Annotated in this window: 18 protein-coding genes, 2 pseudogenes and 1 riboswitch; of the genes and pseudogenes, 11 read left to right on the top strand and 9 right to left on the bottom strand. The window is 70.3% G+C overall.

Features of this window, described 5'->3' with window-relative positions; translation table 11 throughout:
• The first annotated feature begins 138 nt into the window (after positions 1 to 138).
• Together ACZ4Z5_RS29420 and ACZ4Z5_RS29415 are read left to right on the top strand one after the other, a co-directional pair.
• Complete coding sequence (locus ACZ4Z5_RS29420; RefSeq protein ID WP_468268293.1) at positions 139 to 1,431, top strand: sensor histidine kinase; 1,293 nt, start codon at positions 139 to 141, stop codon at positions 1,429 to 1,431.
• Entirely contained in the window at positions 1,424 to 2,056 is a 633-nt protein-coding gene (locus ACZ4Z5_RS29415) for a response regulator (RefSeq protein WP_468268290.1), read from the top strand. Before ACZ4Z5_RS29420 ends, ACZ4Z5_RS29415 begins: the two co-directional genes overlap by 8 nt.
• 509 nt (positions 2,057 to 2,565) lie before the next feature.
• Here ACZ4Z5_RS29415 and ACZ4Z5_RS29410 read toward each other — a convergent pair.
• The 3 genes from ACZ4Z5_RS29410 to ACZ4Z5_RS29400 all read right to left on the bottom strand — a co-directional run bounded on the left by ACZ4Z5_RS29410 (position 2,566) and on the right by ACZ4Z5_RS29400 (position 7,600).
• Complete coding sequence (locus ACZ4Z5_RS29410; RefSeq protein ID WP_468268287.1) at positions 2,566 to 5,445, bottom strand: helix-turn-helix transcriptional regulator; 2,880 nt, start codon at positions 5,443 to 5,445, stop codon at positions 2,566 to 2,568.
• A gap of 201 nt (positions 5,446 to 5,646) precedes the next feature.
• Complete coding sequence (locus ACZ4Z5_RS29405; RefSeq protein WP_468268284.1) at positions 5,647 to 6,411, bottom strand: thioesterase II family protein; 765 nt, start codon at positions 6,409 to 6,411, stop codon at positions 5,647 to 5,649.
• Between the two features lie 415 nt (positions 6,412 to 6,826).
• Positions 6,827 to 7,600 carry a YqjF family protein gene (locus ACZ4Z5_RS29400; protein ID WP_468268281.1) on the bottom strand — a complete coding sequence of 258 codons (774 nt, stop codon included), beginning with the start codon at positions 7,598 to 7,600 and terminating at the stop codon, positions 6,827 to 6,829.
• Positions 7,601 to 8,164: 564 nt separating this feature from the next.
• On the opposite strand from ACZ4Z5_RS29400, the gene kdpF reads away from it, so the two are divergent.
• Complete coding sequence (gene kdpF / locus ACZ4Z5_RS29395) at positions 8,165 to 8,254, top strand: K(+)-transporting ATPase subunit F (RefSeq protein WP_468268278.1); 90 nt, start codon at positions 8,165 to 8,167, stop codon at positions 8,252 to 8,254.
• Between the two features lie 158 nt (positions 8,255 to 8,412).
• Here the strand turns inward: kdpF and ACZ4Z5_RS29390 are convergent, their stop codons facing one another.
• Positions 8,413 to 9,858 carry a glyceraldehyde-3-phosphate dehydrogenase gene (locus ACZ4Z5_RS29390; RefSeq protein WP_468268275.1) on the bottom strand — a complete coding sequence of 482 codons (1,446 nt, stop codon included), beginning with the start codon at positions 9,856 to 9,858 and terminating at the stop codon, positions 8,413 to 8,415.
• Positions 9,859 to 10,134: 276 nt separating this feature from the next.
• Positions 10,135 to 10,602: a VOC family protein gene (locus ACZ4Z5_RS29385; RefSeq protein ID WP_468268272.1), complete on the bottom strand. Its 468-nt coding sequence runs from the start codon at positions 10,600 to 10,602 to the stop codon at positions 10,135 to 10,137.
• Between the two features lie 265 nt (positions 10,603 to 10,867).
• Between ACZ4Z5_RS29385 and ACZ4Z5_RS29380 the strand changes: the two genes are divergently transcribed.
• Both ACZ4Z5_RS29380 and ACZ4Z5_RS29375 read left to right on the top strand, forming a co-directional pair.
• On the top strand, positions 10,868 to 11,434 hold the full coding sequence (locus ACZ4Z5_RS29380) for a PadR family transcriptional regulator (protein ID WP_468268269.1): 567 nt from the start codon (positions 10,868 to 10,870) through the stop codon (positions 11,432 to 11,434).
• A 69-nt stretch (positions 11,435 to 11,503) separates the two neighbouring features.
• Complete coding sequence (locus tag ACZ4Z5_RS29375) at positions 11,504 to 13,222, top strand: acyl-CoA dehydrogenase family protein (protein WP_468268267.1); 1,719 nt, start codon at positions 11,504 to 11,506, stop codon at positions 13,220 to 13,222.
• A gap of 379 nt (positions 13,223 to 13,601) precedes the next feature.
• On the opposite strand, the gene ACZ4Z5_RS29370 is transcribed toward ACZ4Z5_RS29375, so the two are convergent.
• On the bottom strand, positions 13,602 to 14,561 hold the full coding sequence (locus ACZ4Z5_RS29370) for a proline dehydrogenase family protein (RefSeq protein ID WP_468268264.1): 960 nt from the start codon (positions 14,559 to 14,561) through the stop codon (positions 13,602 to 13,604).
• A 135-nt stretch (positions 14,562 to 14,696) separates the two neighbouring features.
• On the opposite strand from ACZ4Z5_RS29370, the gene ACZ4Z5_RS29365 reads away from it, so the two are divergent.
• A complete protein-coding gene (locus tag ACZ4Z5_RS29365; RefSeq protein ID WP_468268261.1) occupies positions 14,697 to 15,656 on the top strand; it encodes a GlxA family transcriptional regulator in 960 nt (319 codons plus the stop codon).
• On the opposite strand, the pseudogene ACZ4Z5_RS29360 reads toward ACZ4Z5_RS29365, so the two are convergent.
• Positions 15,651 to 15,952: pseudogene (locus tag ACZ4Z5_RS29360) on the bottom strand (DUF3291 domain-containing protein); the annotation flags it as partial. The gene ACZ4Z5_RS29365 and the pseudogene ACZ4Z5_RS29360 sit on opposite strands and share 6 nt — an antisense overlap.
• Positions 15,953 to 16,238: 286 nt before the next feature.
• The gene (locus ACZ4Z5_RS29355; protein WP_468268258.1) at positions 16,239 to 17,237 is read right to left on the bottom strand and encodes an NAD-dependent epimerase/dehydratase family protein; all 999 of its coding nucleotides are present in this window, start codon (positions 17,235 to 17,237) and stop codon (positions 16,239 to 16,241) included.
• Between ACZ4Z5_RS29355 and ACZ4Z5_RS29350 the strand changes: the two are divergent.
• Positions 17,238 to 17,861, top strand: a pseudogene (locus ACZ4Z5_RS29350) (TetR/AcrR family transcriptional regulator C-terminal domain-containing protein); the annotation flags it as partial. It lies immediately after the preceding gene.
• A 54-nt stretch (positions 17,862 to 17,915) separates the two neighbouring features.
• Here ACZ4Z5_RS29350 and ACZ4Z5_RS29345 read toward each other — a convergent pair.
• Positions 17,916 to 18,329 carry a MerR family transcriptional regulator gene (locus tag ACZ4Z5_RS29345; protein ID WP_468268255.1) on the bottom strand — a complete coding sequence of 138 codons (414 nt, stop codon included), beginning with the start codon at positions 18,327 to 18,329 and terminating at the stop codon, positions 17,916 to 17,918.
• A gap of 126 nt (positions 18,330 to 18,455) precedes the next feature.
• On the opposite strand from ACZ4Z5_RS29345, the gene ACZ4Z5_RS29340 reads away from it, so the two are divergent.
• The 4 genes from ACZ4Z5_RS29340 to ACZ4Z5_RS29325 all read left to right on the top strand — a co-directional run bounded on the left by ACZ4Z5_RS29340 (position 18,456) and on the right by ACZ4Z5_RS29325 (position 23,013).
• A complete protein-coding gene (locus ACZ4Z5_RS29340) occupies positions 18,456 to 19,508 on the top strand; it encodes an aldo/keto reductase (RefSeq protein ID WP_468268252.1) in 1,053 nt (350 codons plus the stop codon).
• Between the two features lie 168 nt (positions 19,509 to 19,676).
• Complete coding sequence (locus ACZ4Z5_RS29335) at positions 19,677 to 20,585, top strand: aminoglycoside phosphotransferase family protein (RefSeq protein WP_468268249.1); 909 nt, start codon at positions 19,677 to 19,679, stop codon at positions 20,583 to 20,585.
• Positions 20,586 to 20,920: 335 nt separating this feature from the next.
• Positions 20,921 to 21,790, top strand: coding sequence for an alpha/beta fold hydrolase (locus ACZ4Z5_RS29330; RefSeq protein WP_468268246.1), 870 nt, complete (start codon positions 20,921 to 20,923; stop codon positions 21,788 to 21,790).
• 496 nt (positions 21,791 to 22,286) lie between these two features.
• Positions 22,287 to 22,347: riboswitch (guanidine-III (ykkC-III) riboswitch) on the top strand.
• 267 nt (positions 22,348 to 22,614) lie between these two features.
• Positions 22,615 to 23,013, top strand: coding sequence for an ACT domain-containing protein (locus ACZ4Z5_RS29325; protein ID WP_468268243.1), 399 nt, complete (start codon positions 22,615 to 22,617; stop codon positions 23,011 to 23,013).
• The last annotated feature ends 87 nt before the right edge of the window (positions 23,014 to 23,100 follow it).

Raw genomic sequence — 23,100 nt, 5'->3', positions numbered from 1 at the left:
TCAGAGTCCTTTGCCGCGGTTCTCCTTCCGCTGTGTCCAACGTAGGCGGGGCGGCCCGGCCCGGGGGACGACCGATGGGTGGGATCGGCTGTCAACCGATCGATGGACACCGGAGAACCACGTGGTAGGACTGGTGGCGTGTCCATAAACACTCAGGGGGAGATCGCGCGGACGGCCGCGATCCACCGCCCCGACTCGGGGAGCCGCTGGTTCGGTCTGTGGGACGGCTACTTCGCCATCTCCTACGTCGTCACCGTCGTGCTGCTGTTCACCTCCGACGAGAGTCAGGTCCACCGCGCCTTCGCCATCGGTGCGCTGACACTGATCGTGCCCTGGTACGCGGGGCTCGGCCGGAGGCCGATGATCGACCGGACGACGGGCCGGCGGAACAACGTCTTCTGCGTCGGGCTCTTCCTGCTGTTCGCCTTCTCCAGCACGCTCGATCTCGCGGGCTCCTTCGCGCTGTTCGCGGTGGTTCCCATGCTCATGATGAGCCTGTCGACGCCTCCCGCGATCGTGCTGGTCGTCCTGGCCAATCTGTGGCCGGTGACGGTGGTGTGGCTGCGGGGCGGGGCGTTCGATCCCCACATCCTCTCGGTGCTGCCGACCTCGCTGCTGGGGATCGCCCTGTCGGTCCTGCTCGGCCAGTGGATCAAGCGGGTGGTGCAGCAGAGCACCGACCGGGCCGAACTGATCGAGGAGTTGCGGCGCAGCCAGGAGCGTGAGGCCCGGCTGTCCCGTCAGGCCGGTGTCTCGGCCGAGCGGGAGCGGCTGGCCCGGGAGATCCACGACACCCTGGCGCAGAGCCTGACCAGCATCATCAGCCTGGTGCAGGCCGCCGAGTCGGAGGTGGTGGACAACCCGGACCGGGCCCGCACACGGCTCGGGCTGGCCGGGCGGGTCGCCAAGGACAGCCTGGACGAGGCCCGCGGTTTCGTCTCGGCGCTCACCCCGCCGGCGCTCCGGGAGAGCTCGCTGGTGCTGGCCGTGCGCCGGCAGGCCGACCTGCTGATGGAGGAGACGGGGCTGACGGTGCGGTGCACGGCCCGGGGCGAGGAGCAGCCGCTGCCGATGGCGGTCAGCGTGGTGCTGTTGCGGTCGGCGCAGGAGGCGTTCGCCAACGTGCGCAAGCACGCTCGGGGCGCCCGTAGGGTGGAGGTGCTGGTGGCGTACACGCCGGACGCGGTACGGCTCGTGGTCCGTGACGACGGTGCGGGCTTCCGGGCGGATGACGGTCAGGGCCATGGGCGGGACGACGTGCGGGACCGCGAGCCGGACGGCGAGCGGAACGGTTTCGGGCTGCGCGGGATGCGCGCGCGGGTGGAGGAGATCGGCGGAATGACACAGGTCAACAGCAGCCCGGGCGCGGGCACGGTCGTCGAGGTGTTGGTGCCGCTGGGCCCGGTGGCTCAGGAGTCGGCCGATGGGTGAGCGCGAGCCGATCGGGGTGCTGCTCGCCGACGACCACCCGGTGGTCCGGGAGGGCCTGTGCGCCATGCTGGAGCTGGACGAGGGCATCCGGGTCGTGGGGCAGGCCGGGTCCGGTGAGGAAGCGGTGTTGCAGGCCGCCCGGCTGAGGCCGGACATCGTCCTGCTCGACCTGCGGATGGGCGCGATGGACGGGGTCGCCGCGACCGGGCACATCCTGCGGGATTCGCCGCGGACCAAGGTGGTCATCGTGACCACGTACGAGGACGACGCCGACATCCTGCGCGCGGTGGAGGCCGGCGCGGCGGGCTACTTGCTCAAGGGCAGTTCCCGCGAGGAGCTCGTGCATGCCGTGAAGGCCGCGGCGCGCGGTGAGACGGTGCTGACGCCGTCGCTGGCGCCGAAGCTGTTCCGGGCCCGGGTGCCGGAGGCTCCGGTGCTGTCCGAGCGGGAGTGCGAGGTGCTGCAACTGGTCAGGCAGGGGCTGACCAACGCGGACATCGGACGCCGGCTGTTCATCAGCGAGGCGACGGTGAAGACCCATCTGCTGCGGTCGTTCAAGAAGCTGTCGGTGTCGGACCGCACGGCGGCGGTGATCACGGCTCTGGAGCGGGGGCTGCTGCCCTGACGGGCGCCGGGCGCCCCGTGAAGGGGCTCGGGACGTCTGGGTTGCCGGCGTCCGGCCCGGGTCGCCTGAAGCCCGGCGTCCGCGGGCAACAGGCCGTCCGGGCCCTGGATCGCCCAGGCCCCGGCATCCTGGCCCGGACATCCGACCCCGACTTCCGCGGGCCATGGGCGTCTACGCCCCAGCATCCACGACCACGGGCCGTCCAGAACCCCGACACCCTCGGGCCCTGGACCGTCCGCGCCATGGACCGCCCGGGCAATGGACCGCCCAGCCCCCGGCACGCTGGCCCGGACATCCGAAACCCCGACATCCGCGGCCCACGGGCCGTCCACGCCCCAGCGTCCACGTCCCCCTGGCCGTCCGGAACCCTGACGTCCGTGGGCCCTGGCGTCCGATCCCTGGTGTCGGGCCATGGCCTCCGCCCCCGGCCCCCTGCGCTGGTCGACCTCAGCCCCTGGCACCCGGGCCCCAGGACGTCCGGGGGGTCGGCGCCGACGCCGGCCCACGCCTCAGGCGATGCCCGGCAGGCTCAGGTCCCACAGCCGGGCGGGCAGGTCCCGGCGCCGCTTGACCTGCAGCTTGCGGTAGATCCTGGTCAGGTGCTGCTCGACCGTCGAGACGGTTACGTACAGCTTGGTGGCGATCTCCCGGTTGGTGTGACCGCGGGCGGCGAGGAGGGCCACCCGTGCCTCGGCCTCGGACAGCACCTCGGCCTCGCGGAGCGGTTCCGCCTCACGCCCGGCCACGGCGGGCTCGACGTCCCCCTGCCCCGGCGAGAACTCCTGGCACAGCGGCTGCGCCCCGCAGGACTTGGCCACGTGCCAGGCCTTGCGTACGAGCATACGGGCCCGGTTGAAATCCCCGGCAGCACGGTAACCACTGCCCAGTTCGCCGAGTGCCTTGGACAGTTGGAGCCGGTCCTCGCCCTGCTCCAGGGCCTCCACGGCCTCGGTGAGGCGCTTCAGTCGGTACGTGAGGTCACCGCTGGTGCGGGCGAGCGCGAGGAGCAGGGCTCCGCGCGGCCGGCTGCCGGCCGGGCCCGCCTCATGCTGTTTCTGCTGCTCGACGTACTCGCGGGCTCGCGGCACGTTGCCGATGGCCAGCCAGGCCTCGGCGGCGTCCAGCCGCCACGGCGCCGGCTCCGCGGCGTCCATGCCCCAGGCCTGCATGAGCTCCCCGCAGTCGAGGAAGTCGCGCAGGGCGGCGTGGTAGCGGCCGGTGGCGAGGTGGCAGCGCCCCCGGGCCCGGAGGTAGTGGAGTCCGATCTGCGTCTCCAGCATCATCTCGGGCACCGGCTGTTCGAGCAGGTTCATCGCCTCCTCGAGGTTGCCCATCTGGGTCTCGGCCTCGATGAGGACGGACAGCGGCAGCGCGATGCCCACCCCCCAGCACTGCACGGATATCAGGGACATGGCCCGGCGGGCCTGGGCGGCCGCGCCCGGCAGGTCACCCTGCCGGAGGGAGGCCACGGCCCTGAGCACGCCGAGGGCCGCCTGCCAGGTGGGCGCGTTGCGGGCGGAACATTCGCCGAGCAGCCGGTCGGTCCAGGTGAGCGCGAGATCGAGGCGGCCTGCGTAGACGAGGGCCAGCAGGGCGAGGACAAGGGGGGTGAGGGTGCGGTCGCTGAGGTGGTACCGCTGGAGCACCCGGGTGGCCTCGGCGACGGCCGCTTCGCCCTGGCCGCCGCGCAGCGCGGTCCGCATGGCCTGGACGGCGGGGACGTGGGCATCGTCGGGCATGTCGTAGGGGGCGGCGCCCGGGCCGCCCGCCGGCGTGGCGGCCGTCGCACGCGGGACGCCCGGCTGGGCGGTGTACGAGGGCCCGGCGTTGGTGAACATCTCCCGGACCGGGGGGCTGACCAGGGAGAGCCAGCTCTGCGCGGCGGCGAGGGTTCCGGGGTCGTAGGCGAAGGGCTGTCCGGCGTCCCGTGCCTTCTCGGCCGCGGCCTGCAGGCGGCGTACGGCTTCGCCCGCCTGCCGGGCCTCCCCCATCCACGCCAGGCAGGTCACGGCGTGGAGGAGATCGCGGTCGGTGAGCACCCCGGCGGTGAACTCCCGGGAGAGCTGGCGCAGATGGCTTTCGGCGGCGACCGGGCTACTGCGCCAGACGATGCTCACCAGACGGGACTTCAGAGCGGTGCGGCGGGGGCCCTCGGCGCATGACTCGACGGCCAGTTCCCCGCATCTCAGGGCGAGTTGGGGGTCGTCCTCGACGAGGGCATACTCGGCGGCCTCCTGCAGGACGGGGATCGCCCAGTCCTCCACCTGCTTACGCGCGGCGAGGAGGTGGCGGGCGACGTCGAGGGAGGCCGCACCTTCCTGGTGCAGCAGTCCGGCGGCGCGCTGGTGGAGCGTGGTCAGCGCCCCGGGCGGGGCCGCGGCCAGCACCGCGGCCCGGGTCGCGGCCTCGCGGAAGGCGCCGTCGCGCAGGATCCCGCACCGGTTGAGGTCCTGGACGGCCAGTTCGACGGCCTTGGCGTGGACGTCGATGACTCGGCTGAGGAGGCCGGGCGGGCAGTCGTCGCCGAGGACGGCGATCCCGCGGGCGACGGCCAGCATCTCGGGGTCGCCGCGGTGGAGGCAGTCCAGCACGGCGCGTTCGAAGGTCTCGGCGGGGGCGAGCGGCTGGAACGGCTCGCTGTCGCCCAGGACCGCCAGGCCGTCCTCCAGCAGGGCCTTGACAAGCAGCGGGTTCCCGCCGGTGGCCTCCTGGCATTCGGCGGACAGCCGCTGGGCGGCGCCGGTGGAGAAGTGGTCGGACAGGACGCGTCCGGTGCCGTCCGCGCTGAGCAGCGGCAGTCTGATGCTTGTGCAGTTGGGCTGGCGCTGCAGTTCGGCGTGGAAGGCGAGTTGGGCCGGTCGCAGCCGGACGGCCTCGGTGAGGACGATCAGGACGCCTGCCTGGCGGACCCGCCGTGCCAGGCACAGCAGGAAGGCGCGGGAGAGTTCGTCGCCGTGGTGGACGTCGTCGACGGCGATGACGACGGTGCGGTCCCGGGCGATCCGCAGGAGCGAGGCGCATACGTGGGGCAGGACCCGCATGCCGGCCTCGACCGCGCCCCTGGCGTCGCCGGTGTCCATCGCCTGGCCTCCCAGGCCGTCGAGCAGTGCGGTGGCCTCGGCGTGCACCGCGGGGTCGAGCGGCGCGGCGCTGTCGAGGATGCGGCGCAGGATGCCGAAGGGCAAGTAGCGCTCGGCGCGGGATCCGGCGGCCTCCAGGATTAACGCGCCTTGGGAGATGGCCTCTTCGGTGAAGCGAGCCAGCAGCGTCGTCTTGCCGCCGGCGATGGGCCCGCTGATGACGGCGACGCGTCCGCGGCCGCGGCGGGCGCTGCCGAGCAGGTCGTTCAGCGTCTCCCACTGCTTCTCGCGCTCGACCAGCCTTCCCACCACTGTGTTTCCTTCCCCCACACTGTCTGGACCTGACGTGCACTGCACTGCGCCGCGCCTCCTCGCGCCCCACTGGGCGGGTGTCCGGGCGGGGTCGGCTCGCTCCGGTGGACGGAGGGCGGTCCGGCCCGGCCTCGGGACCCGTCTCGTCTGCTCGCTGTCGGGCCGGCCGTTGGTCGTGCGGCCGCCCCGGCGCGCAGCTCAGCCCTTCCGGGCAGCCGCTGCGAGCTCCTCAGAAACGATCTTCAAGATCTGCGCCTGTTGCCGGGCGAGGAAGAAATGGCCGCCAGGGAAACGGTGGATGTCAAATCCGCCGTGGGTGTGTCCTTCCCAGGCTTCGGCTTCCTCCCGGCTGGTCCGGGGGTCGGAGTCACCGGTCAGCACGGTGATCGGGGTGTTCACCGTGTCCTGGGGTGCGGCCCGGTAGTTCTCGATCGCGGTGTAGTCGCTCCGAATCGCGGGGAGCACCATGCGGAGGATCTCCTCGTTGCCGAGAATCGCGGCGTCGGTTCCGCTGAGTTCCCGCATTTCGGCCACAATGCCGTCGTCGTCGCGAAGATGGACGGTTTCCTGGCGGAAACTCGACGGTGAGCGTCGGCCCGAGGCGAATATCCGGACGGGCTTGACGCCGTGGTCGCGTTCCAGTCGGCGTGTCACCTCGAAGGCGAGGACGGCGCCCATACTGTGGCCGAACAGTGCCAGCGGCCGATCCAGCCACGGCTCGATTGCGCTGGTCAGGGTGTCGGCGTAGACGCCGATGTCGGTAATCCCGGGCTCGTGCCGGCGATCCTGGCGTCCGGGGTACTGCACGCAGAGGACGTCCACCGCCGGGGTCAGCGCCTGGGACATGGGGAAGTAGAAGGAGGCGGATCCACCGGCGTGCGGCAGGCAGACCAGTCGGATCGGGCTTTCGTCCGCGGCATGATAGCGGCGGATCCAGCTGTCGGCATTCTGCTTGTCGATCAAGGGAATGAAAACTCCGTGTTCCGGTCCGGACGCAGCACGCAGGTTCGATTGGTCGAACTCTTTCGCCGCTTCCGTACACGCGTTCCGTTGTCCCCATGTCTAGCAGAGCGCCAATGGCCCCAGTACCCCTACATTGGACCCCTATGGCGGCTGGAAATCTTCTGTCATGTACACCCGGCCGACCGTTCTCGGCAGGAAAACCAAGGGCCGGTGGCCACCGGAAAGCAACCCGTGTCATGAGTCCCGTCCGACTTCGACGGAATACGGCCCCTCTCACCCTTGCCGCTGGGGCCCGACGCCCGGACGGACCGGTACGAGGGCGGCAGCGGGTCCAACGACTTTCGGTCACCCCCATGACAGCGGCCCCAGACCGCGAGTTCCGGCCAGGCTCCGGGTTCCGCCGTAACGGCGTGGGTCAGGGAGTGGGGATGCCGGCCGGAGTGCGCGGCGGGCGTCCGAACCGGACCGGGACTCCCGGCGAGTAGAGCACGCTGGAGGGAGCCCCGACCGGCGCGGGCAGGCCCGCCGCGGTCACCAGGTTCTCGTCGCAGCGCAGCAGCTCGGCGCGGTGCAGGGGCCAGCGGGGGTGGGCGTTCGGGAGATAGAGCGGCCGCCCGAAGAACGCGCTGTGCATGCCCCAGCGCGCGGTGAGGAAGTGCTCGGTCTCGGTGGGTTCGCCGACCTGCGCCCCGATCCGGATCGCAAGGCTGCTGTGCGCGCCGCGCGGTCCGGGCCAGCGCCGGGTGCTGGTGTACGTGACCGTCGCGCCCTCCTGACGGAGCTTCATCCGCGACCAGGCGTACGGCAGCCGGAACACGGCCCGTCCGACCGCGACAGGGATCAGCCGCGATGCGTCGAGGGAACGGAAGACCACGCCACGCCGGCCGTGGTCGTCCACGGAGTACAGACGGACGTTGGTCTCCGGGAAGGAGCCGAGGTACGGGATCCCGGGAAGACTGAACCATCCGACGCGGTGCATCCGGAACGCGACGAGACCGACGTACGTGACCCCGTCCAGCGTGTCCGGCCGGGTGCCGGCCGGCAGCAACGGGGCCACGTCCGCGGGGTCGACCGCCCAGTGGAGGAAGGCCAAGTCGAGCCACGACTGGGTGAGCAGGGGGTCGCCTGCGACATGAGGCGGATCGGCCGTTATGGGTTCCGGTTCCACGGCGAGCGGCGACTGCGGCATCGCTCCAGTATCCCGGAGCGGCCCGCGGGGCGGAACACGGCCCTGTCTCCCTTGCTCCTCCGCCTTGACCCCGGCCCTGACCGGACACGCCGACGACGGCCCGGACGCACCGGGCGTGGGTAAGCGGAGCCTTCGGATGGCCGGCCCGCGAGGAACGAGCAGGGCAGCGCTCGCGAGGTCCGGCCGGTGCACACGGGATAACGGCACGGAGCCCGGTGCACACCGGGCAACGGCACGGAGCTGCCCGCTGGTGCCGAGGCCCCGGCACCAGCGGCCGCCGGAGACGCGGCAGCCGGACGGATGGGAACGTCCGGCCGGTGTCGAGCCACTGACGTCCCGGTCTCCGGCGGCAGGAGAGAAAGCTGGTTCCGGACCCGCACTCGTGTCGCTTCAAAAGCGAGGGATTGGCGGTTCTCTTACGCCACGCACCCACGGCCGTGAGAAAGTCGTCAAGGTTCGGGATCCTCGCGCATGGAGCGCGTCAAGGAAAGCCGGGGCACGGCTGTGGCGGGTTCTGCCGGGGGAAAATCCCGACCGGTGAACCGGAGAGGAGCTGATCGGCCCGTGAGTGCAGAAAAGGTCGTAGGTCTTGTCGTCGCGATCGGTCTGATCGGCTACCTCTTCCTCGCCGTGAAGTTCCCGGAAAAGTTCTGAGCCTCCCCTTCTGCGCCGGGAACCGACGCGGTGATCTGCAGGCTCCGCTTCCGGCGGGCGCCGGCCTCCTGAAGGCCGGCGCCAGGAAATACGACTGGTGGGGCGGCACAGGGATGCCGCCCCACCTGCTCATACGTCGAACTGACGGTGCGTCAGGTTCAGACCACCGGGGCCGGGAAGGTCGGGTACTCCACGCCGGAGACGTGCTGGACGACCCGGATGACCTGGCACGAGTAGCCGAACTCGTTGTCGTACCACAGGTAGAGGATCGCGCTGTCACCGTCGACCTTGGTGGCGCCGGCGTCGACGATCGAGGCGTGACGCGAGCCGATGAAGTCGTTGGAGACCGCGTCGGGGGCGCTGATGAAGTCGATCTGGCGCTTCAGCGGCGAGGTCAGCGACACCTTGCGGAGGTAGTCGAGGACCTCCTCACGGGTGGCCTCGCGGCCGAGTCGCAGGCTGAGGATCGCGATCGAGACGTCGGGCACCGGGACGCGGATGGAGCTGCCGGTGATCGGGGCCTTGAGCTCGGGCAGCGCCTTGGCGACCGCGGAGGCGGCACCCGTCTCGGTGATGACCATGTTGAGCGGCGCGGAACGGCCGCGACGGTCGGCCTTGTGGTAGTTGTCCAGCAGGTTCTGGTCGTTGGTGAACGAGTGGACGGTCTCCACGTGGCCGCGCAGGACGCCGTACTCGTCCGCCATCGCCTTGAGCGGCGGGACGATCGCGTTGGTGGTGCAGGACGCGCAGGACAGGATCTGCTCGTCCGGCTTGATCGTGTCGTGGTTGACGCCGTGCACGATGTTGGGGACGTCGCCCTTGCCCGGCGCGGTCAGGACGACCTTGTCGATGCCGGGGCGGAGGTGCTTCGACAGACCCGCGCGGTCACGCCACTTGCCGGTGTTGTCGATGAGGATGGCGTTCTTGATGCCGTACGCCGTGTAGTCGACCTCGGAGGGGTCGCTCGCGTAGATCACCTTGATCTCGTTGCCGTTGGCGACAATGGTGCTGTTCGCCTCGTCAACGGTGATCGTTCCCTGGAACTGGCCGTGGATGGAGTCGCGGCGCAGCAGCGAGGCGCGCTTGACGATGTCCTGGTCGCCGCCCTGACGGACGACGACGGCACGCAGTCGCAGGCCGTTGCCGGAGCCGGCCTTCTCGATCAGCAGGCGGGCGACGAGGCGGCCGATGCGGCCGAATCCGTAGAGGACGACGTCGCGCGGCTCGGCGCGCTCGATCTTGTTGGCACCCGTGGCACCGGCGACGGCCTCGGCGGTGAACTCCTCCACCGACAGACCGCGGTCGTCGGCCTTGAACGTCGCGGCGAGCATGCCTATGTCGATCTGGGAGGGGCCCAGGTCGAGGGCGGTGAGAGCCTGCAGGAACGGCATGGTCTCGGTGACCGAGAGTTCCTCACCGTCGATCTGCCGGGCGAATCGGTGGGTCTTCAGGATGCTGACCACCGACTTGTTCACCAGGGAGCGGCTGTGGAGCAGGACCGTGACGTCCCTTTCCCGGTGCAGCTTCCCGATGATCGGGATCATCGACTCCGCGATCTCCTCGCGGTTCATCCAGTTTGTGAACGAGTCCTCGTTGACAGTCACAGGTTTATCTTTCGAGCTAGGCGGCGCTCATATGCTAACCCCATGCCACTTCGATCATTCACGCGGCACCCCTGAGCAGCGAACCGTGATCGACTCCATGGAACATCGGAGCGCGGAATGCCCTGTTTCATGGGGGTGGAGATGGCCTGACTCGTCATGTCCTGGGCGTTTCTCGTCTCCTACGCCGACCCACGGCGGACCCCCGCCGCCGAAGGCCGGCCTTGCGCCGCCTGCGATGCTGCCGCTCGAAGGGCCGCCGGGGCCGGCCGCAGCGGTTCAGCCGCCGCCCTGCATGGCCTGCCTGGCGCGCTTCTCCATCTCCTCGGGCGAAATGTCCTCCACATGGGTGGCGACGGCCCAGCGATGGCCGAAGGGGTCCTCGAACTGACCGGAGCGGTCGCCGTAGAACTGGTCCTTGACCGCGTCCACCTCCACGGCGCCCTTGGCGAGCGCCGCGGCGAAGACCGCGTCGACGTCCTCGACGTACACGTAGAGCGTCACCGATGTGCCGCCCACCGACTTCGGACCGCGCATTCCCATCTCCGGGTACTCGTCCGAGAGCATGACGACGGAGTTCCCGATCTCCACCTCGGCGTGGCCGATCGTGCCGTCCGGCGCACCCATCCTCATGCGTTCGACGGCACCCAGGACCGAGCAGTAGAAGTCGATCGCTTCCGCGGCCCCGTCGACGCAGAGGTAGGGGGTGACGCGCGGATAACCCTCGGGAACGGGCTTGACGCTCATCCGATTCCCGCCTTTCCGGTCGGTGACGGTCACGGCCGGCCGGCGTCCTGCGACGACCACGGACCGCCGATGCGGGGGAGGTGCCGTGCGGGCCGGGCAGACATCGCGGCCACGCAGGCCGTACCAGCGTGGCACGCGTCGACGCACCCCGCAGCCGGGCGGCGGCGCGGTGTCGCCGGAACGATTCGGGCGGCCCGGGTGAGCCCCGTCTCATCCGAGTGCCGCCTCTTGTCTATGCAACGAGTTGCATAGCAAGATCGGCGTCATGGCGCTCGAACACGCGATCCTCGTCTCTCTGCTGGAGAAGCCGGGCTCCGGCTATGAGCTGGCCCGCCGGTTCGAGCGGTCCATCGGGTACTTCTGGACCGCCACCCACCAGCAGATCTACCGCGTGCTCAAGCGCATGGAGAGCGAGGGCCTGCTCGATGTCCGCGACGTGCCGCAGCAGAGCAGGCCGGACAAGAAGGAGTACTCGGTCGCCGGGCCCGGCCGCGCCGAGCTCTCCCGGTGGCTGCACGAGCCGGTCGAACCCGAGAGCGTCCGGCACGAGCTCGCGGTGAAGGTCCGCGGCGCAGCCTTCGACGACCCCGCCGCCCTGATCAGCGAGGTCGAGCGCCACCGCCGGGCGCACGGCGACCGGCTCACGCACTATCTGGCCGGTGAGGCGCGCGACTTCACCGGGCCCGACGCGCCCGCGCCCCTCGACGCCGGCCAGGAACTGCAGCACGTGGTGCTGCGCGGTGGTATCGCGTACGAGCGGATGACGATCGCCTGGCTCGACGACGTACTCGCCACTCTCCACCGGCTCGCCGCCTCACACCGTTCCGACTGAACCGCTTCCGCCGTATCCGCCTGTCCCCCCGTATCCGTCAACCCCCGACACTCCGGAAGGCGAACACCCATGGCCGACCCGCTGCTGTTCAACCCCCGCACCTACGACCCGGCACACTTCGACGCCGAGACCCGGAGGCTGCTGCGCGCGACCGTCGACTGGTTCGAGGCGCGCGGCAAGCGCAAGCTGATCGAGGACTACCGCTCCCGCGCCTGGCTGTCGGACTTCCTCGACTTCTCCGCCAAGGAAGGTCTCTTCGCTACGTTCCTCACCCCGGCGTCCGCCGCGACCGGCGAGGACCAACGGTGGGACACGGCCCGGATCGCCGCCCTCAACGAGATCTTCGGCTTCTACGGGCTCGACTACTGGTACGCCTGGCAGGTGACCATCCTCGGTCTCGGCCCCGTCTGGCAGAGCGACAACGCGGCAGCCCGCAGCCGTGCGGCCGAACTCCTCACCCAGGGCGAGGTGTTCGCCTTCGGCCTGTCCGAGAAGACGCACGGCGCCGACATCTACTCCACCGACATGCTGCTCGAGCCCGACGGCAACGGCGGTTTCCGGGCCACCGGTTCGAAGTACTACATCGGCAACGGCAACGCAGCCGGTCTCGTCTCGGTGTTCGGCCGCCGCACCGACATCGAGGGCCCCGACGGCTACGTCTTCTTCGCCGCGGACAGCCGCCACCCGGACTACCACCTGGTGAAGAACGTCGTCGACTCCTCCAAGTACGTCAGCGAGTTCCGCCTCGAGAACTACCCGGTCGCTCCCGACGACGTCCTGCACACCGGCCGCGCCGCCTTCGACGCCGCGCTGAACACCGTCAACGTCGGCAAGTTCAACCTGTGCACCGCCTCCATCGGTATCTGCGAGCACGCGATGTACGAGGCCGTCACCCATGCGCAGAACCGCATCCTCTACGGCCGCCCCGTGACCGCGTTCCCGCACGTGCGGCGTGAGCTGGCCGACGCGTACGTCCGCCTCGTCGGCATGAAGCTGTTCAGCGACCGCGCCGTCGACTACTTCCGCTCCGCCGGCTCCGACGACCGGCGCTACCTGCTGTTCAACCCGATGACGAAGATGAAGGTGACCACCGAGGGCGAGAAGGTCATCGACCTCATGTGGGACGTCATCGCGGCCAAGGGCTTCGAGAAGGACACCTACTTCGCCCAGGCCGCCTCCGAGATCCGGGGGCTGCCCAAGCTCGAGGGCACGGTCCACGTGAACCTCGCGCTCATCCTCAAGTTCATGCACAACCACCTGCTGGCCCCGGCCGAGTACGAGCCCGTGCCGACGCGACTGGACGCCGCCGACGACGCGTTCCTCTTCCGGCAGGGACCGGCCCGCGGCCTGGGCTCGGTGCGCTTCCACGACTGGCGCCCCGCCTACGACGGCTACGCCCATGTGCCCAACGTCACCCGGTTCCGCGAACAGGCCGACGCGCTCTGTGAGTTCGTCACCACCGCCGCCCCCGACGAGAAGCAGAGCCGCGACCTCGACCTGCTCCTGGCCGTCGGCCAGCTCTTCGCCCTGGTCGTGCACGGCCAGCTGATCCTGGAGCAGGCCCGCCTCACCGGCCTCGACGAGGACGTGCTCGACGAACTGTTCGCCGTCCTCGTCCGGGACTTCTCCGCGTACGCGGTCGAGCTGTACGGCAAGGACTCCGCCACTGCCGAGCAGCAGAGCTGGGCGCTGGGCGCGGTGCGCCGTCCCGTCGTGGACGAGGCCCGTTCGGCGCGCGTCTGGCAGCGTGTCGAGGCGCTGTCCGGGGCGTACGAGATGGCGCCGTAAGCAGCGCACCCACGTGGCCGCCGACACCTCGGCGGCCACGTTCCCCCTCGTGGACGCGGGCGCGGCGTTCACCACCGCGGACGGGGTCCGTCGCGCTCCTCCGGCACGTCGGACTCCGCAACCGCCCCGGGGTGACGGGCACCCTGGAGTCCCTCCAGCCGCGCGGCGACATGCCGTGGGCGCCGGGGACCGCCACCACGGCCACCCCCGTCTCGGCTAGTAGGGCACGGTGGCCGCAGTTGCGGTCGCGCCGCACGGATCGGCTCAACGTCTCCTTCGACGCCCTTCAGTCGGCGCCTCGGTGCCTCGTTGATCACCACGCTTACCCTCGCACTACCACGCAGATCACAAAGTGGGACCCCGCTGCCGGACACCGCCCTCAGGAAGCGGCGTCGATGAGGGCCTGGAACAGGCGCTTGGGGTCTTCGGCGAGCCTGTTGCAGACGTAGAGCCACCATTCGGTGCCGAAGACGACGTATTCGCGGGTGGGGTGGCCTTTCTCGGCCATGGCGTTGAGGCGGTCGGGGCCAAGGCCGAGGAGGGTTTCGAATTCCCAGAGAGCGGTCTCATAGCCCTTCCCTCCGAGGTCGGAGTCAATGCGCTGGATCAGGTCCCAGTCATGGGTGGCGAAGGAGCACAGGTGGCCTGAGTTGGCCAGTTGCTCTGCGTAGTTGAGGTAGGTGGTGGTTAGAGCGGACCCTTCGCGCGGTAGGGCGATGGTCTCGGGCTCGAGAAAGGCGCCCTTGACCAGGCGGATACGGCCAGGGAGCGCGAGGAGTTCTCGCAGGTCGTCGGCCGTGCGGTGAAGTCGCGCCTGGACCGTGATGCCGACGTGGTCGTACCGCTCGCACAAGGTGCGGTGCAGGGCCAGCACGGCGTCGGTGCGGTCGGAGCCTTCAGCTGAGATGATCATCTCTAGACCCGTCTCGGCTGTGGCCTGCGCAATGCGGGACGCATTGGCCAGGGCAAGGTCTGCGTCGACGGCGAGGCCGATGTGGGACAGGTCGAGAGAAATCGAGCAGCCGGGTGGCAGCAGTCGGGCGGCGTCGAGGAACACGTCGGTCTCCGTCGCAGCCCGCTGCCGGTCGCGGCAGCTTTCCCCTAGGTACTCGACGCTCACACGGTGACCGTCCGCAAGGATGCTGTTCGCGCGGTCTAGCGCATCGGTCAGGCTTTCGCCTGCCACGAACCGCCTGGCGACCTTATGGACCAGGGGGCCCAGTATCGGGTCTTGCGGGATGCGCCACTTCAGGTCCTCATCGAGCGCGAGGGTGCGCAATACCTGTCCAGACTGCGACGAAAGTGCGTCCGTGCTGGTGACGGGGAGGTTCGTGGTCATCGTATGCCCTAGCTGTCTGCGTGGTTCACGGAACGGTTCGAGCCTTCCAAGGCCAGGCGCCAGACGAAAGTGGCAGGGATGACATGTAGGCTGAAATTGCTGCCATCGTGTCGAATGTGAGGGAGACCGGCTCTGATGCTGAGCGATGTCGCCGTCCTGGCTCTCGAAGGCAGCCATGCCTTCGAGCTGGGTATCTTCTGTGAGGTCTTCGGTATCGACCGCAGCGACGAAGCACTGCCCGTCTACGAATTCGCCCTCGTCTCGGCAACGGGCGGCAGCGTGCCCACGCGCCACGGCTTTGACGTACAGGCCCCTCATGGCCTGGACCGACTCTCCTCCGCGGATCTCATCTGCGTCCCGGCCTATGACATAGCGGTGCGGCAGCCGGACCGCTTGGTCGACGCGCTGTGTGCCGCCGCTGAACGCGGCGCCCGCGTCCTGAGCATCTGCACCGGCGCCTTCCTCCTGGGCCAGGTGGGCCTGCTGGACGGACGGCGCTGCACCACCCACTGGCGCTACACCGAGGAACTGGCCCGCCGCCACCCGAGGGCCCGGGTCGAATCGGACGTGCTGTACGTCGACGAGGACCCGGTCATCACTGGCGCCGGCACCGCCGCCGGCGTCGACGCGTGCCTGCACCTGGTCCGCAAGGAACACGGCAGTGCCGTCGCCAACGCCATCGCGCGCCGCATGGTCGCTCCTCCGCACCGGGAAGGCGGCCAGCGCCAATACCGCGAACGCCCCCAGCCCCGGGAGGGAACCGGCTCCCTCAGCCCTGTCCTTGCCTGGATCGAAGCCCACCTCGACCAGAACCTGACCGTCGAGGCCATGGCCCACCACGCCCACCTGTCCCCCCGCACCTTCGCCCGGCGCTTCCAGGAGGAAACCGGAACCACCCCCGTCCAATGGCTGACGGCGCAGCGCGTCCTCCTCGCCCAGCACCACCTGGAGAGCACCGACGATGCGATCACCACCATCGCCCGACGGACCGGCTTCGGCACCGTCGACAACCTGCGCCATCACTTCGCCCGACGCCTGGGAATCACGCCCCAGGTATACCGACGCACCTTCCGCCTTCCACACCAGGAGTCATGACACTCCTTCGGCAGAGCTGGCCCCGGCTTGGGCCCTGCCCGCCGGGAAGGTGATGCGGAGCGTGAAAGCGTAGGGGTGGGACCGTGCTCACGCAGATGGACCAGACGCTGCTCCGCTTCCTTCAAGCTGGGACGGTGACCGGCCTGGATCCACCACAACACCGACATCGCCTCGTCCACCCGCTCGAAGAACTCATAGCGACGCGCCATAACATCACGATGCAGCCCCTGATACGTGAACGCCATCAGCGCATGAAGATCCCGCCACACTGACATATTCACCACCAGGCACTCATCACTAAGGATGAGCAGGCCCGATCGGTCGCGCTGCACAAGAATCGCACCCTGCAGTGTGCGTACTGCCTGCAGTGGGCCCTGCTGGCGCGCGCCCGCAGAGGAGGGCGGGGTCGAGGCGTACGACCCGGCGGCGCCCGCCGTCTTCCAAGCTCTAGTAGGCGGTGTCCGCGCCGGCAGCGCGGCGTCCGTCGCGGGCAGCAGGTACGTACGGGGATCCTCAGACCCGTCAGGAGCTCGCGCAGGCCGGGTCCGGCGTCGTGGGCCCCCTGGAGGAGAGCCGGTCCGATCAGCCGAGGCCGTCGGCCAGGGCGGCGAGCAACTCCCGTTCCCGCGGGCCACTGAGACCGGCTCGCCGTGCCCGGTCCAGGCCCTGCTCGCGTTCCCAGACGAGCGTGTCGGCCAGCAGTTCCGCCCGGGGCCGATGGCGGAGCCCCGCGGCGCGGGCGGCGGAGCCGGTCCGGGCGGACCATCCTTCCCAGCCCGGCTCGATCAGCCACATCGGCAGCGACTCGGCCCCCATGTACCCGGCCACGCCGTTCGCACGCAGCCATTCCGAGCCGGCGGTGACGACCGGACCGGTGTGTCCGCCGACCGAGCGGGACAGCTCGATCCACTCGCCGAACGGCACGACCGGGCCGACGGCGTCGTAGGTGCCGGTGGTTCCCGTCTCCGCGGCGTCGAGCAGCCAGGCGGTGAGGTCCCGCACGTCGACCACCTGTGTCGGCATGGCCGGCTCGTCGGGAACCAGCATCGGCCCTCGCCGATCGCGTGCGGCACGGGCCACCCAGTAGCCGGAGCGTCCGCTGTGGTCTCCGGGGCCGCCGATGAGACCGGCGCGTGCGATGAGCAGGCGATCGCCCATCACGGCCGCCGACGCCTGCTCGCAGGCGACCTTCGCCTCGCCGTACACCTCACGGTCCGCCTCGCTCCGGTCGGTCGGAGCGAGGAGGGCCGTGGACTCGTCCGTGTCCGATGCACCATGGGACGCATAGGCGCTGACGGACGAGACGTAGATCCAGTGCCGGGCGCGGCTCCCCAGGGCGTCCAGTGCCCCACGGACGAAACCCGGCTGCCATGACACCTCGACGACCGCGTCCCATGCGCGGTCGAGCAGTGGCCCGTAGGCCGAGGGATCCGTCCGGTCGGCCGCCACCAGGGCCGCTCCGTCCGCCATGGCTCCGCTCTCGCCGCGGGCGAGGCAGGTCACCCGATGGCCGCGCGCGAGCGCCTGGCGCGACAACTCACGGCCCACCCAAGCTGTTCCGCCCAGAACCAAGATCTCCATATCGACACCCAAACACAGTCGGCGCCGGATCCCCAGCGGCGTTCGCCCGCAGCGGACCGGGTCCGTCGGCCGCCGCTTGAGCGACTCCCCGCGCGATCGGAGCGACGCTGCGGACCAGGGCGCAGGGTCGGCCTCCCCTGCGCGTCAGTCGGTCACGGGCGCCTCGGTCGCGAGGCGATCACCTCGGCGGCCGTCGCCCTCGCGGACGCCGAAGGGCTCGAAGCGGTGACGATGCGACGGGGCGCCGCACAGGTCGGAGCCGGTGTCATGTCGCTCTACAGCTGCGCCCCCGACAAGGAGACGCTGCCGGCGCTGGTGATCGACCACGTCAGCGGCGAACTGCCGGCGACGGGGCCCCTGTCCGGCGACTGGCGCGCCGACCTCGCGGACATCGCCCACCTCCAGCGGGCCCTCATGCTGCGGCATCCCTGGCTGTCCACCGCCCTGTCCACCCGCCGCTCCCCCGGCTCGAACGTGCTGGCTTTCATGGAACGCGCGCTCTCCGCCTTGCGGCCCACCGGGCTGGACGGAGCGGCGAAGCCGGAGGTGTTCGCCCAGCTCACGGGATTCGTGGCCGGGCACGTCGCGCATGAGACCGCGCTGGCTGACGCCGCGCGGTCACCCTCGGACCCGGTCGACGGTGCGGCCCAGGATGCGACCCGCCTCCGTCTCACCTGCTCATGCTCGGGGGTTGCAGCCGTGGTCGGGGCTGTCGGCGGCCACCAGGTCGTCGTAGACCGCGACCTTGTACCGGATCAGGTCCAGACAACGGGTGAGTTCGGCGATCTGCTCGCCCACGCGCGCCTCGTGTTCGCGCAGCAGGGCGAGGCGTTCGGGCTCGTTGCCGGCGCCCGCGCGTGCCAGCTCGGTGTAGCGGCGGATCGCCGGCAGCGGCATGCCGGAGGCGCGCAGGATCACGCAGAGACGGAGCCAGTCGACGTCGTCCTCGCTGTAGACACGACGTCCGCCGGCATCCCGGACCGGGCCGTTCAGCAGGATGCCCTCGCGCTCGTAGAAGCGCAGCGCATGGACACTCAGGCCCGTCCGTTCGGCCACCTGCCCGATGCTCAGCCCGGCCGCGCGCTCGGTCACAGCGTTCCCCCCGCCCTGGTCAGCACTTGATCTAGAGCCGAGTCTAGGTCCTAGCGTTCCCGTCGCCGGGCTGGTCGGAGCAGGCCTGCACATCGCCGAATCCGTTTACCATCAAGGGGTTTCATCATGCGCTATCGCGTCCTCGGCGGCACGGGCATGGAAGTCAGTACCTACTGTCTCGGGGCCATGATGTTCGGCACGGTCGGCAATCCGGATCACGACGACTGCGTACGGATCATCCATGCCGCGCTCGACCACGGCATCAACTTCGTCGACACCGCCGACATGTACTCCGCGGGCGAGTCGGAGACCATCGTCGGCAAGGCCCTGCAGCGCCGCCGGGACGACGTCGTACTCGCGACCAAAGTCCACTTCCCGATGGGCGAGGGCCGCAACCGGGGTGGCAACTCACGGCGCTGGATCGTCCGGGAGGTGGAGGAGAGCCTGCGACGGCTGGGCACGGACTGGATCGATCTGTACCAGGTGCACCGTCCGGACCACACCACCGACATCGAGGAGACCCTCTCGGTGCTGGGTGATCTGGTGCGGGAAGGCAAGATCCGGGCATTCGGGTGCTCGACCTTTCCCGCCGAGGAGATCGTCGAAGCACACCATGTCGCCGAACGCCGAGGGCTCCGGCGATTCCACACCGAGCAGCCGCCGTACTCGCTGCTCGCCCGGGGCGTCGAGGCACATGTGCTGCCTGTCGTGCAGCGGCTCGGGATGGGTGCACTGACCTGGAGTCCGCTCGCATCGGGCTTCCTCACCGGGCGCTACCGCAAGGGGCAGCCGGTCGATCTCGGCACCGGTCGCGCCGCGCTCGACCCGGCGCGCTTCGACCCGGGTCTGCCCGGCAACGCGGCAAAACTGGAGGCCGTCGAGGAGCTCGTGGCGGTCGCGGACGGACTCGGCTGCACCCTGCCGGAACTGGCGCTGGCCTTCCCGCTGGCGCATCCGGCCGTCACCTCGGTGATCATCGGGCCGCGTACGTACGAGCAGCTCCACGACACGCTCAAGGGGTCGTCCCTCGTCCTCGACGACGCCGTCCTGGACAGGATCGACGAGATCGTGGCGCCCGGGACCAACCTCTACCAGCCGGACGGAGCCTGGCGCGCGCCGTCCCTCACGCACTCGGCCCGTCGGCGCCGCCATCCACTCGACGACCGGCCGGCGGCCTGAAGCCGTACGCTCACCCGTGCTGCCGCCGGCACGAAGGCACCACGCGCGGCACGGCGCGGTGGTCCCCGCCGACAGGTCCCCCGCCGACAGACCTTCCGCGGCGTCGGGCTGGACCAGGGCCGGGAAAAGTCGGTGGCCGCCCGGCCGTCCAGTGGCGAGACTTCCGATGTGACGCTTCACGAGAACGAGATCCCCGTCGACGAGACGCTGGTCCGGTCGCTGCTGGGGGCACAGTGCCCGGAGTGGGCCGACCTGTCGTTGTCGCCCGCGGGTGCGGGCACCGACAACACCATGTACCGGCTGGGCGACGACCTGCTCGTGCGACTTCCGCGTACCGCCGACAACGGACGGGCCGTGCGGAAGGAACAGGAATGGCTTCCTCGCCTGGCGCCCCTTCTTCCGTGTCGGATTCCCGAGCCCGTCCACGCAGGGACGCCCACCGACGCCTTCCCGCTCGTCTGGTCGGTCTACCGCTGGATCGACGGTGACGAGGCCGGCCCGGAGACGGTCCGGGACTGGGCAGCCTTCGGAGCCGACCTGGCGGCGGTCGTCAGGGAACTCCACGGCATCGGCCTGATGGGAGCGACCCGCGCGGATGGCCTCAGCTGGTACCGCGGAGGCGCCTTGGGGCCATGTGACCAGTGGGTCGGCAGGTGTCTCGACGACTGCCGGGCCACGGTGGGTTCCGAGCTCGACGTCGACGCTCTGGAGCAGTTGTGGCGAGCCGCGCTCGCACTGCCCGAGCCCTCGGGACCGCATGTGTGGCTCCACGGCGACCTCAAGCCGACCAACCTCCTGGTACGGGACGGCAGGTTCCACGCGGTCATCGACTTCGGAGGACTCTCGGTCGGCTTTCCCGACGCCGAGCACTCCACGCTCTGGGACCTGCCGCCACAGGCACGACACGCCTACTGGGACACCATGGACCTCGACGATCCGACCTGGACACGCGCCCGCGCCTGGGCGATCGCGGTGGGCGTCAGCGGCATCTCGTACTACTGGCACACCTTCCCCTCCTTCGTCGCCGAGTGCCGAGCACGGCTTCAGGCGATCCTCGCCGACGCCACCGCGCGCTGAGCGGCCTCCCCGAGCCGGCAGGAGGACCCGGGCAGCACCTCCAGCGCGCAGCACCGGACCGCGGCTGCCGGGGACGTCACAGCAGAACCGGTAGTACTGATGATCTCGCGCTGGGTAGGGTGAACCACCGGACATCAGACAACTGTCCATACATTTCACACGAGTTGCGGGGCTTGTCCGCGCGGCGCGTGTGCCATGCACGAGGACGTCCCTGCGGCGGGGACGGTGCGCCGCAGGACGACGGCCCGTTCCTCCGCAGCGAGGTGGCTCGCGGCGCCGGGGGCCGGCGACGCGTGTGCCGCCGATGCCGCGGGGTCAGGAAAGTGAGCAGACAGATGCAACCCACGTTCGTACTGGTTCACGGAGCCTTCGCGAACTCCTTCTCCTTCGCACCCCTCCAGGCCGAACTCGGCCTTCTCGGCCACCGTTCGGTCGCCGTCGACCTGCCCGGCCACGGCTTCGGGGCGACCTACACCCGCGCCTACCAGGCGCCGCAGGATCCCGAAGGGCTCGCCTCCGCGCCCGGCGCGATCAAGGGTGTCACGCTCGCCGACAACGCCGCGCACCTGACAGGGATCCTGGAACGGGCCAAGCGGAACGGCCCCGTGATCCTCGTCGCCCACAGCCGGGGCGGCGTCACGGCCACGGCCGCCGCCAATGCCCGGCCGGACCTGATCGACCGCATCGTGTACGTCTCGGCCTGGTGCCCGGTCGAACTCGACGTCGCCGACTACTACGCCGAGCCGGAGATGGCCACGGTCGACGCCGCCTCCCTGGCTTTGGCGATGGCCGGGAACCCTGCCGAACTCGGCCTGCTCCGCGTCAACTTCCGCACCGCGGACCCCGACGCCCTCGCGGCGTTCAAGGCGGCCTTCCTCGCCGACGGCACCGACGAGGAGTTCCTGACCTTCCTGAACACTCTCCAGCCCGACGAGAACCTGGACGTCGGCACCTCCGCCGACCGGGCGCAGGCCGCAACCTGGGGCCGCATCCCGAAGACCTACGTCCGCCTGACCGACGACACCAGCATCCCGCTCGCCATGCAGGACCGACTGATCCGCGAGGGCGACGAGCTGACTCCGGACAACCCGTACGACGTCCGCACTCTTGAGGGCAGCCACCTGAAGTGGCTCGTCGACCCGGCGCCGGCAGCCCGGGTCCTGGATGAACTCGCCACGCTCCCGGCCCCGTCCGACCGATCGTGACCGGCGCCGCATGAGCGGTGCGGCGGCGGTGACGGCGCCGTGAAAGACATGTCCGTGGCTGTCGCGTCAGGGGCGACAGCTTGGAACCGGGTTTCCGGACTCGACACAGCGTACCCTCGTCGACACGGACCGTCGCGGTCCACTCGGCCGCTGCACGGGACGGTCCGGACAGCGGCCAAGGACGCTGCCGCTGCCGGACCTGCCCGGGTGCCGTACGACTCCCCTGGGAACGTGGCCGCTCCTCGGCCCTCCGCCCGCGCCCTGTCGTAGGCCCGGCGGGCCGAGGTGACCTGCGAGAGGTGGGCATCGGACCAGGTGGCGAGCGCGTCGAAGACGGGGACGAGGGAGCGGCCCGGCTCACCGCCGTCGGCCAAGGGCATCAGGCGGGGCCTCGAGCCGGCCCGGACCGCTTCGAGGACGAGGCCGGGGAGGACCGCGAATCGATCCGGCATCCGGCATCCGGCATCCGGCGGCTATCATCGGCTGCGGCGACGCCGTCTCGGCGCCCGCCCCGGACGAGAGCGACGCCGTACCCGGCCAGGCAAAGACGGCTCGCAGCTACTCATGCACGTCATCGATCTCGTCGAAGGATCAGCGGCTACCCGCTCACCCCGGCCGTCTTCGCACTGGCCGGGGCCGGCACTGCGCCGCACTCCCGCAGCGCCCTGTCGCCCGCCCCGGCCGTCCACCAGCCGCACGATGGTCGCCCTCAGCCGGGCGTCATGGCGCCGCGCACCGCTGAAATGATCCCGGCCCCGGCATCCGCCTCCCTGACAACGGCCTGCGTCCGGCAGACCGCCCACCACCACTGAAGGAGATCCCCCATGCCCGCGGAAAAGGACCTGCACAAGCTGCTCGTCGGCATGCGTCCCGTGCTGAACCCGGGAGAGTACGTCTTCACCGTCGCCCCCGACGGTCGCGTCCCCGCGGACGTCCGACCCGTCGCCACCGTCGCCGAGGAGGAAGGACTCACCCTTGTCCTGCCGAGGCAGGATGCCGACCGGACCGGTCTCGCCTACGACTACGTCGCCGCCTGGATCACCTTGCGGGTGCACTCCGCCCTGGACGCCGTCGGCCTCACCGCAGCCATCGCCGAGGCGCTGACGCGGGCCACTATCAGCTGCAACGTCATCGCCGGCTTCCACCACGACCACCTGTTCGTCCCCCACGACAGCGCCGCCCGTGCGCTAGCCGTCCTGGAGGATCTGACTCACAGTCAGTGAGGGTCCGGGGAACTGGCATTACCGGACTGGGCGGGTCCGAGAGCCGGCTTCTCGGTAGCGATGAGGTCGGCCACTCGTTCCGGCTCG

Source organism: Streptomyces sp. NPDC030222, from assembly GCF_055573115.1.
This window is presented reverse-complemented; position numbering and strand designations above follow the sequence as displayed.

Excerpts from the sequence above, each read along its gene's own strand:
- ACZ4Z5_RS29415 (WP_468268290.1), top strand. The coding sequence starts at position 1,424 with ATGGGTGAGCGCGAGCCGATCGGGGTGCTGCTCGCCGACGACCACCCG.
- ACZ4Z5_RS29400 (WP_468268281.1), bottom strand. The coding sequence starts at position 7,600 with ATGCCGCAGTCGCCGCTCGCCGTGGAACCGGAACCCATAACGGCCGAT.
- ACZ4Z5_RS29385 (WP_468268272.1), bottom strand. The coding sequence starts at position 10,602 with ATGAGCGTCAAGCCCGTTCCCGAGGGTTATCCGCGCGTCACCCCCTAC.
- ACZ4Z5_RS29380 (WP_468268269.1), top strand. The coding sequence starts at position 10,868 with ATGGCGCTCGAACACGCGATCCTCGTCTCTCTGCTGGAGAAGCCGGGC.
- ACZ4Z5_RS29375 (WP_468268267.1), top strand. The coding sequence starts at position 11,504 with ATGGCCGACCCGCTGCTGTTCAACCCCCGCACCTACGACCCGGCACAC.
- ACZ4Z5_RS29370 (WP_468268264.1), bottom strand. The coding sequence starts at position 14,561 with ATGACCACGAACCTCCCCGTCACCAGCACGGACGCACTTTCGTCGCAG.
- ACZ4Z5_RS29365 (WP_468268261.1), top strand. The coding sequence starts at position 14,697 with ATGCTGAGCGATGTCGCCGTCCTGGCTCTCGAAGGCAGCCATGCCTTC.
- ACZ4Z5_RS29355 (WP_468268258.1), bottom strand. The coding sequence starts at position 17,237 with ATGGAGATCTTGGTTCTGGGCGGAACAGCTTGGGTGGGCCGTGAGTTG.
- ACZ4Z5_RS29340 (WP_468268252.1), top strand. The coding sequence starts at position 18,456 with ATGCGCTATCGCGTCCTCGGCGGCACGGGCATGGAAGTCAGTACCTAC.
- ACZ4Z5_RS29330 (WP_468268246.1), top strand. The coding sequence starts at position 20,921 with ATGCAACCCACGTTCGTACTGGTTCACGGAGCCTTCGCGAACTCCTTC.
- ACZ4Z5_RS29325 (WP_468268243.1), top strand. The coding sequence starts at position 22,615 with ATGCCCGCGGAAAAGGACCTGCACAAGCTGCTCGTCGGCATGCGTCCC.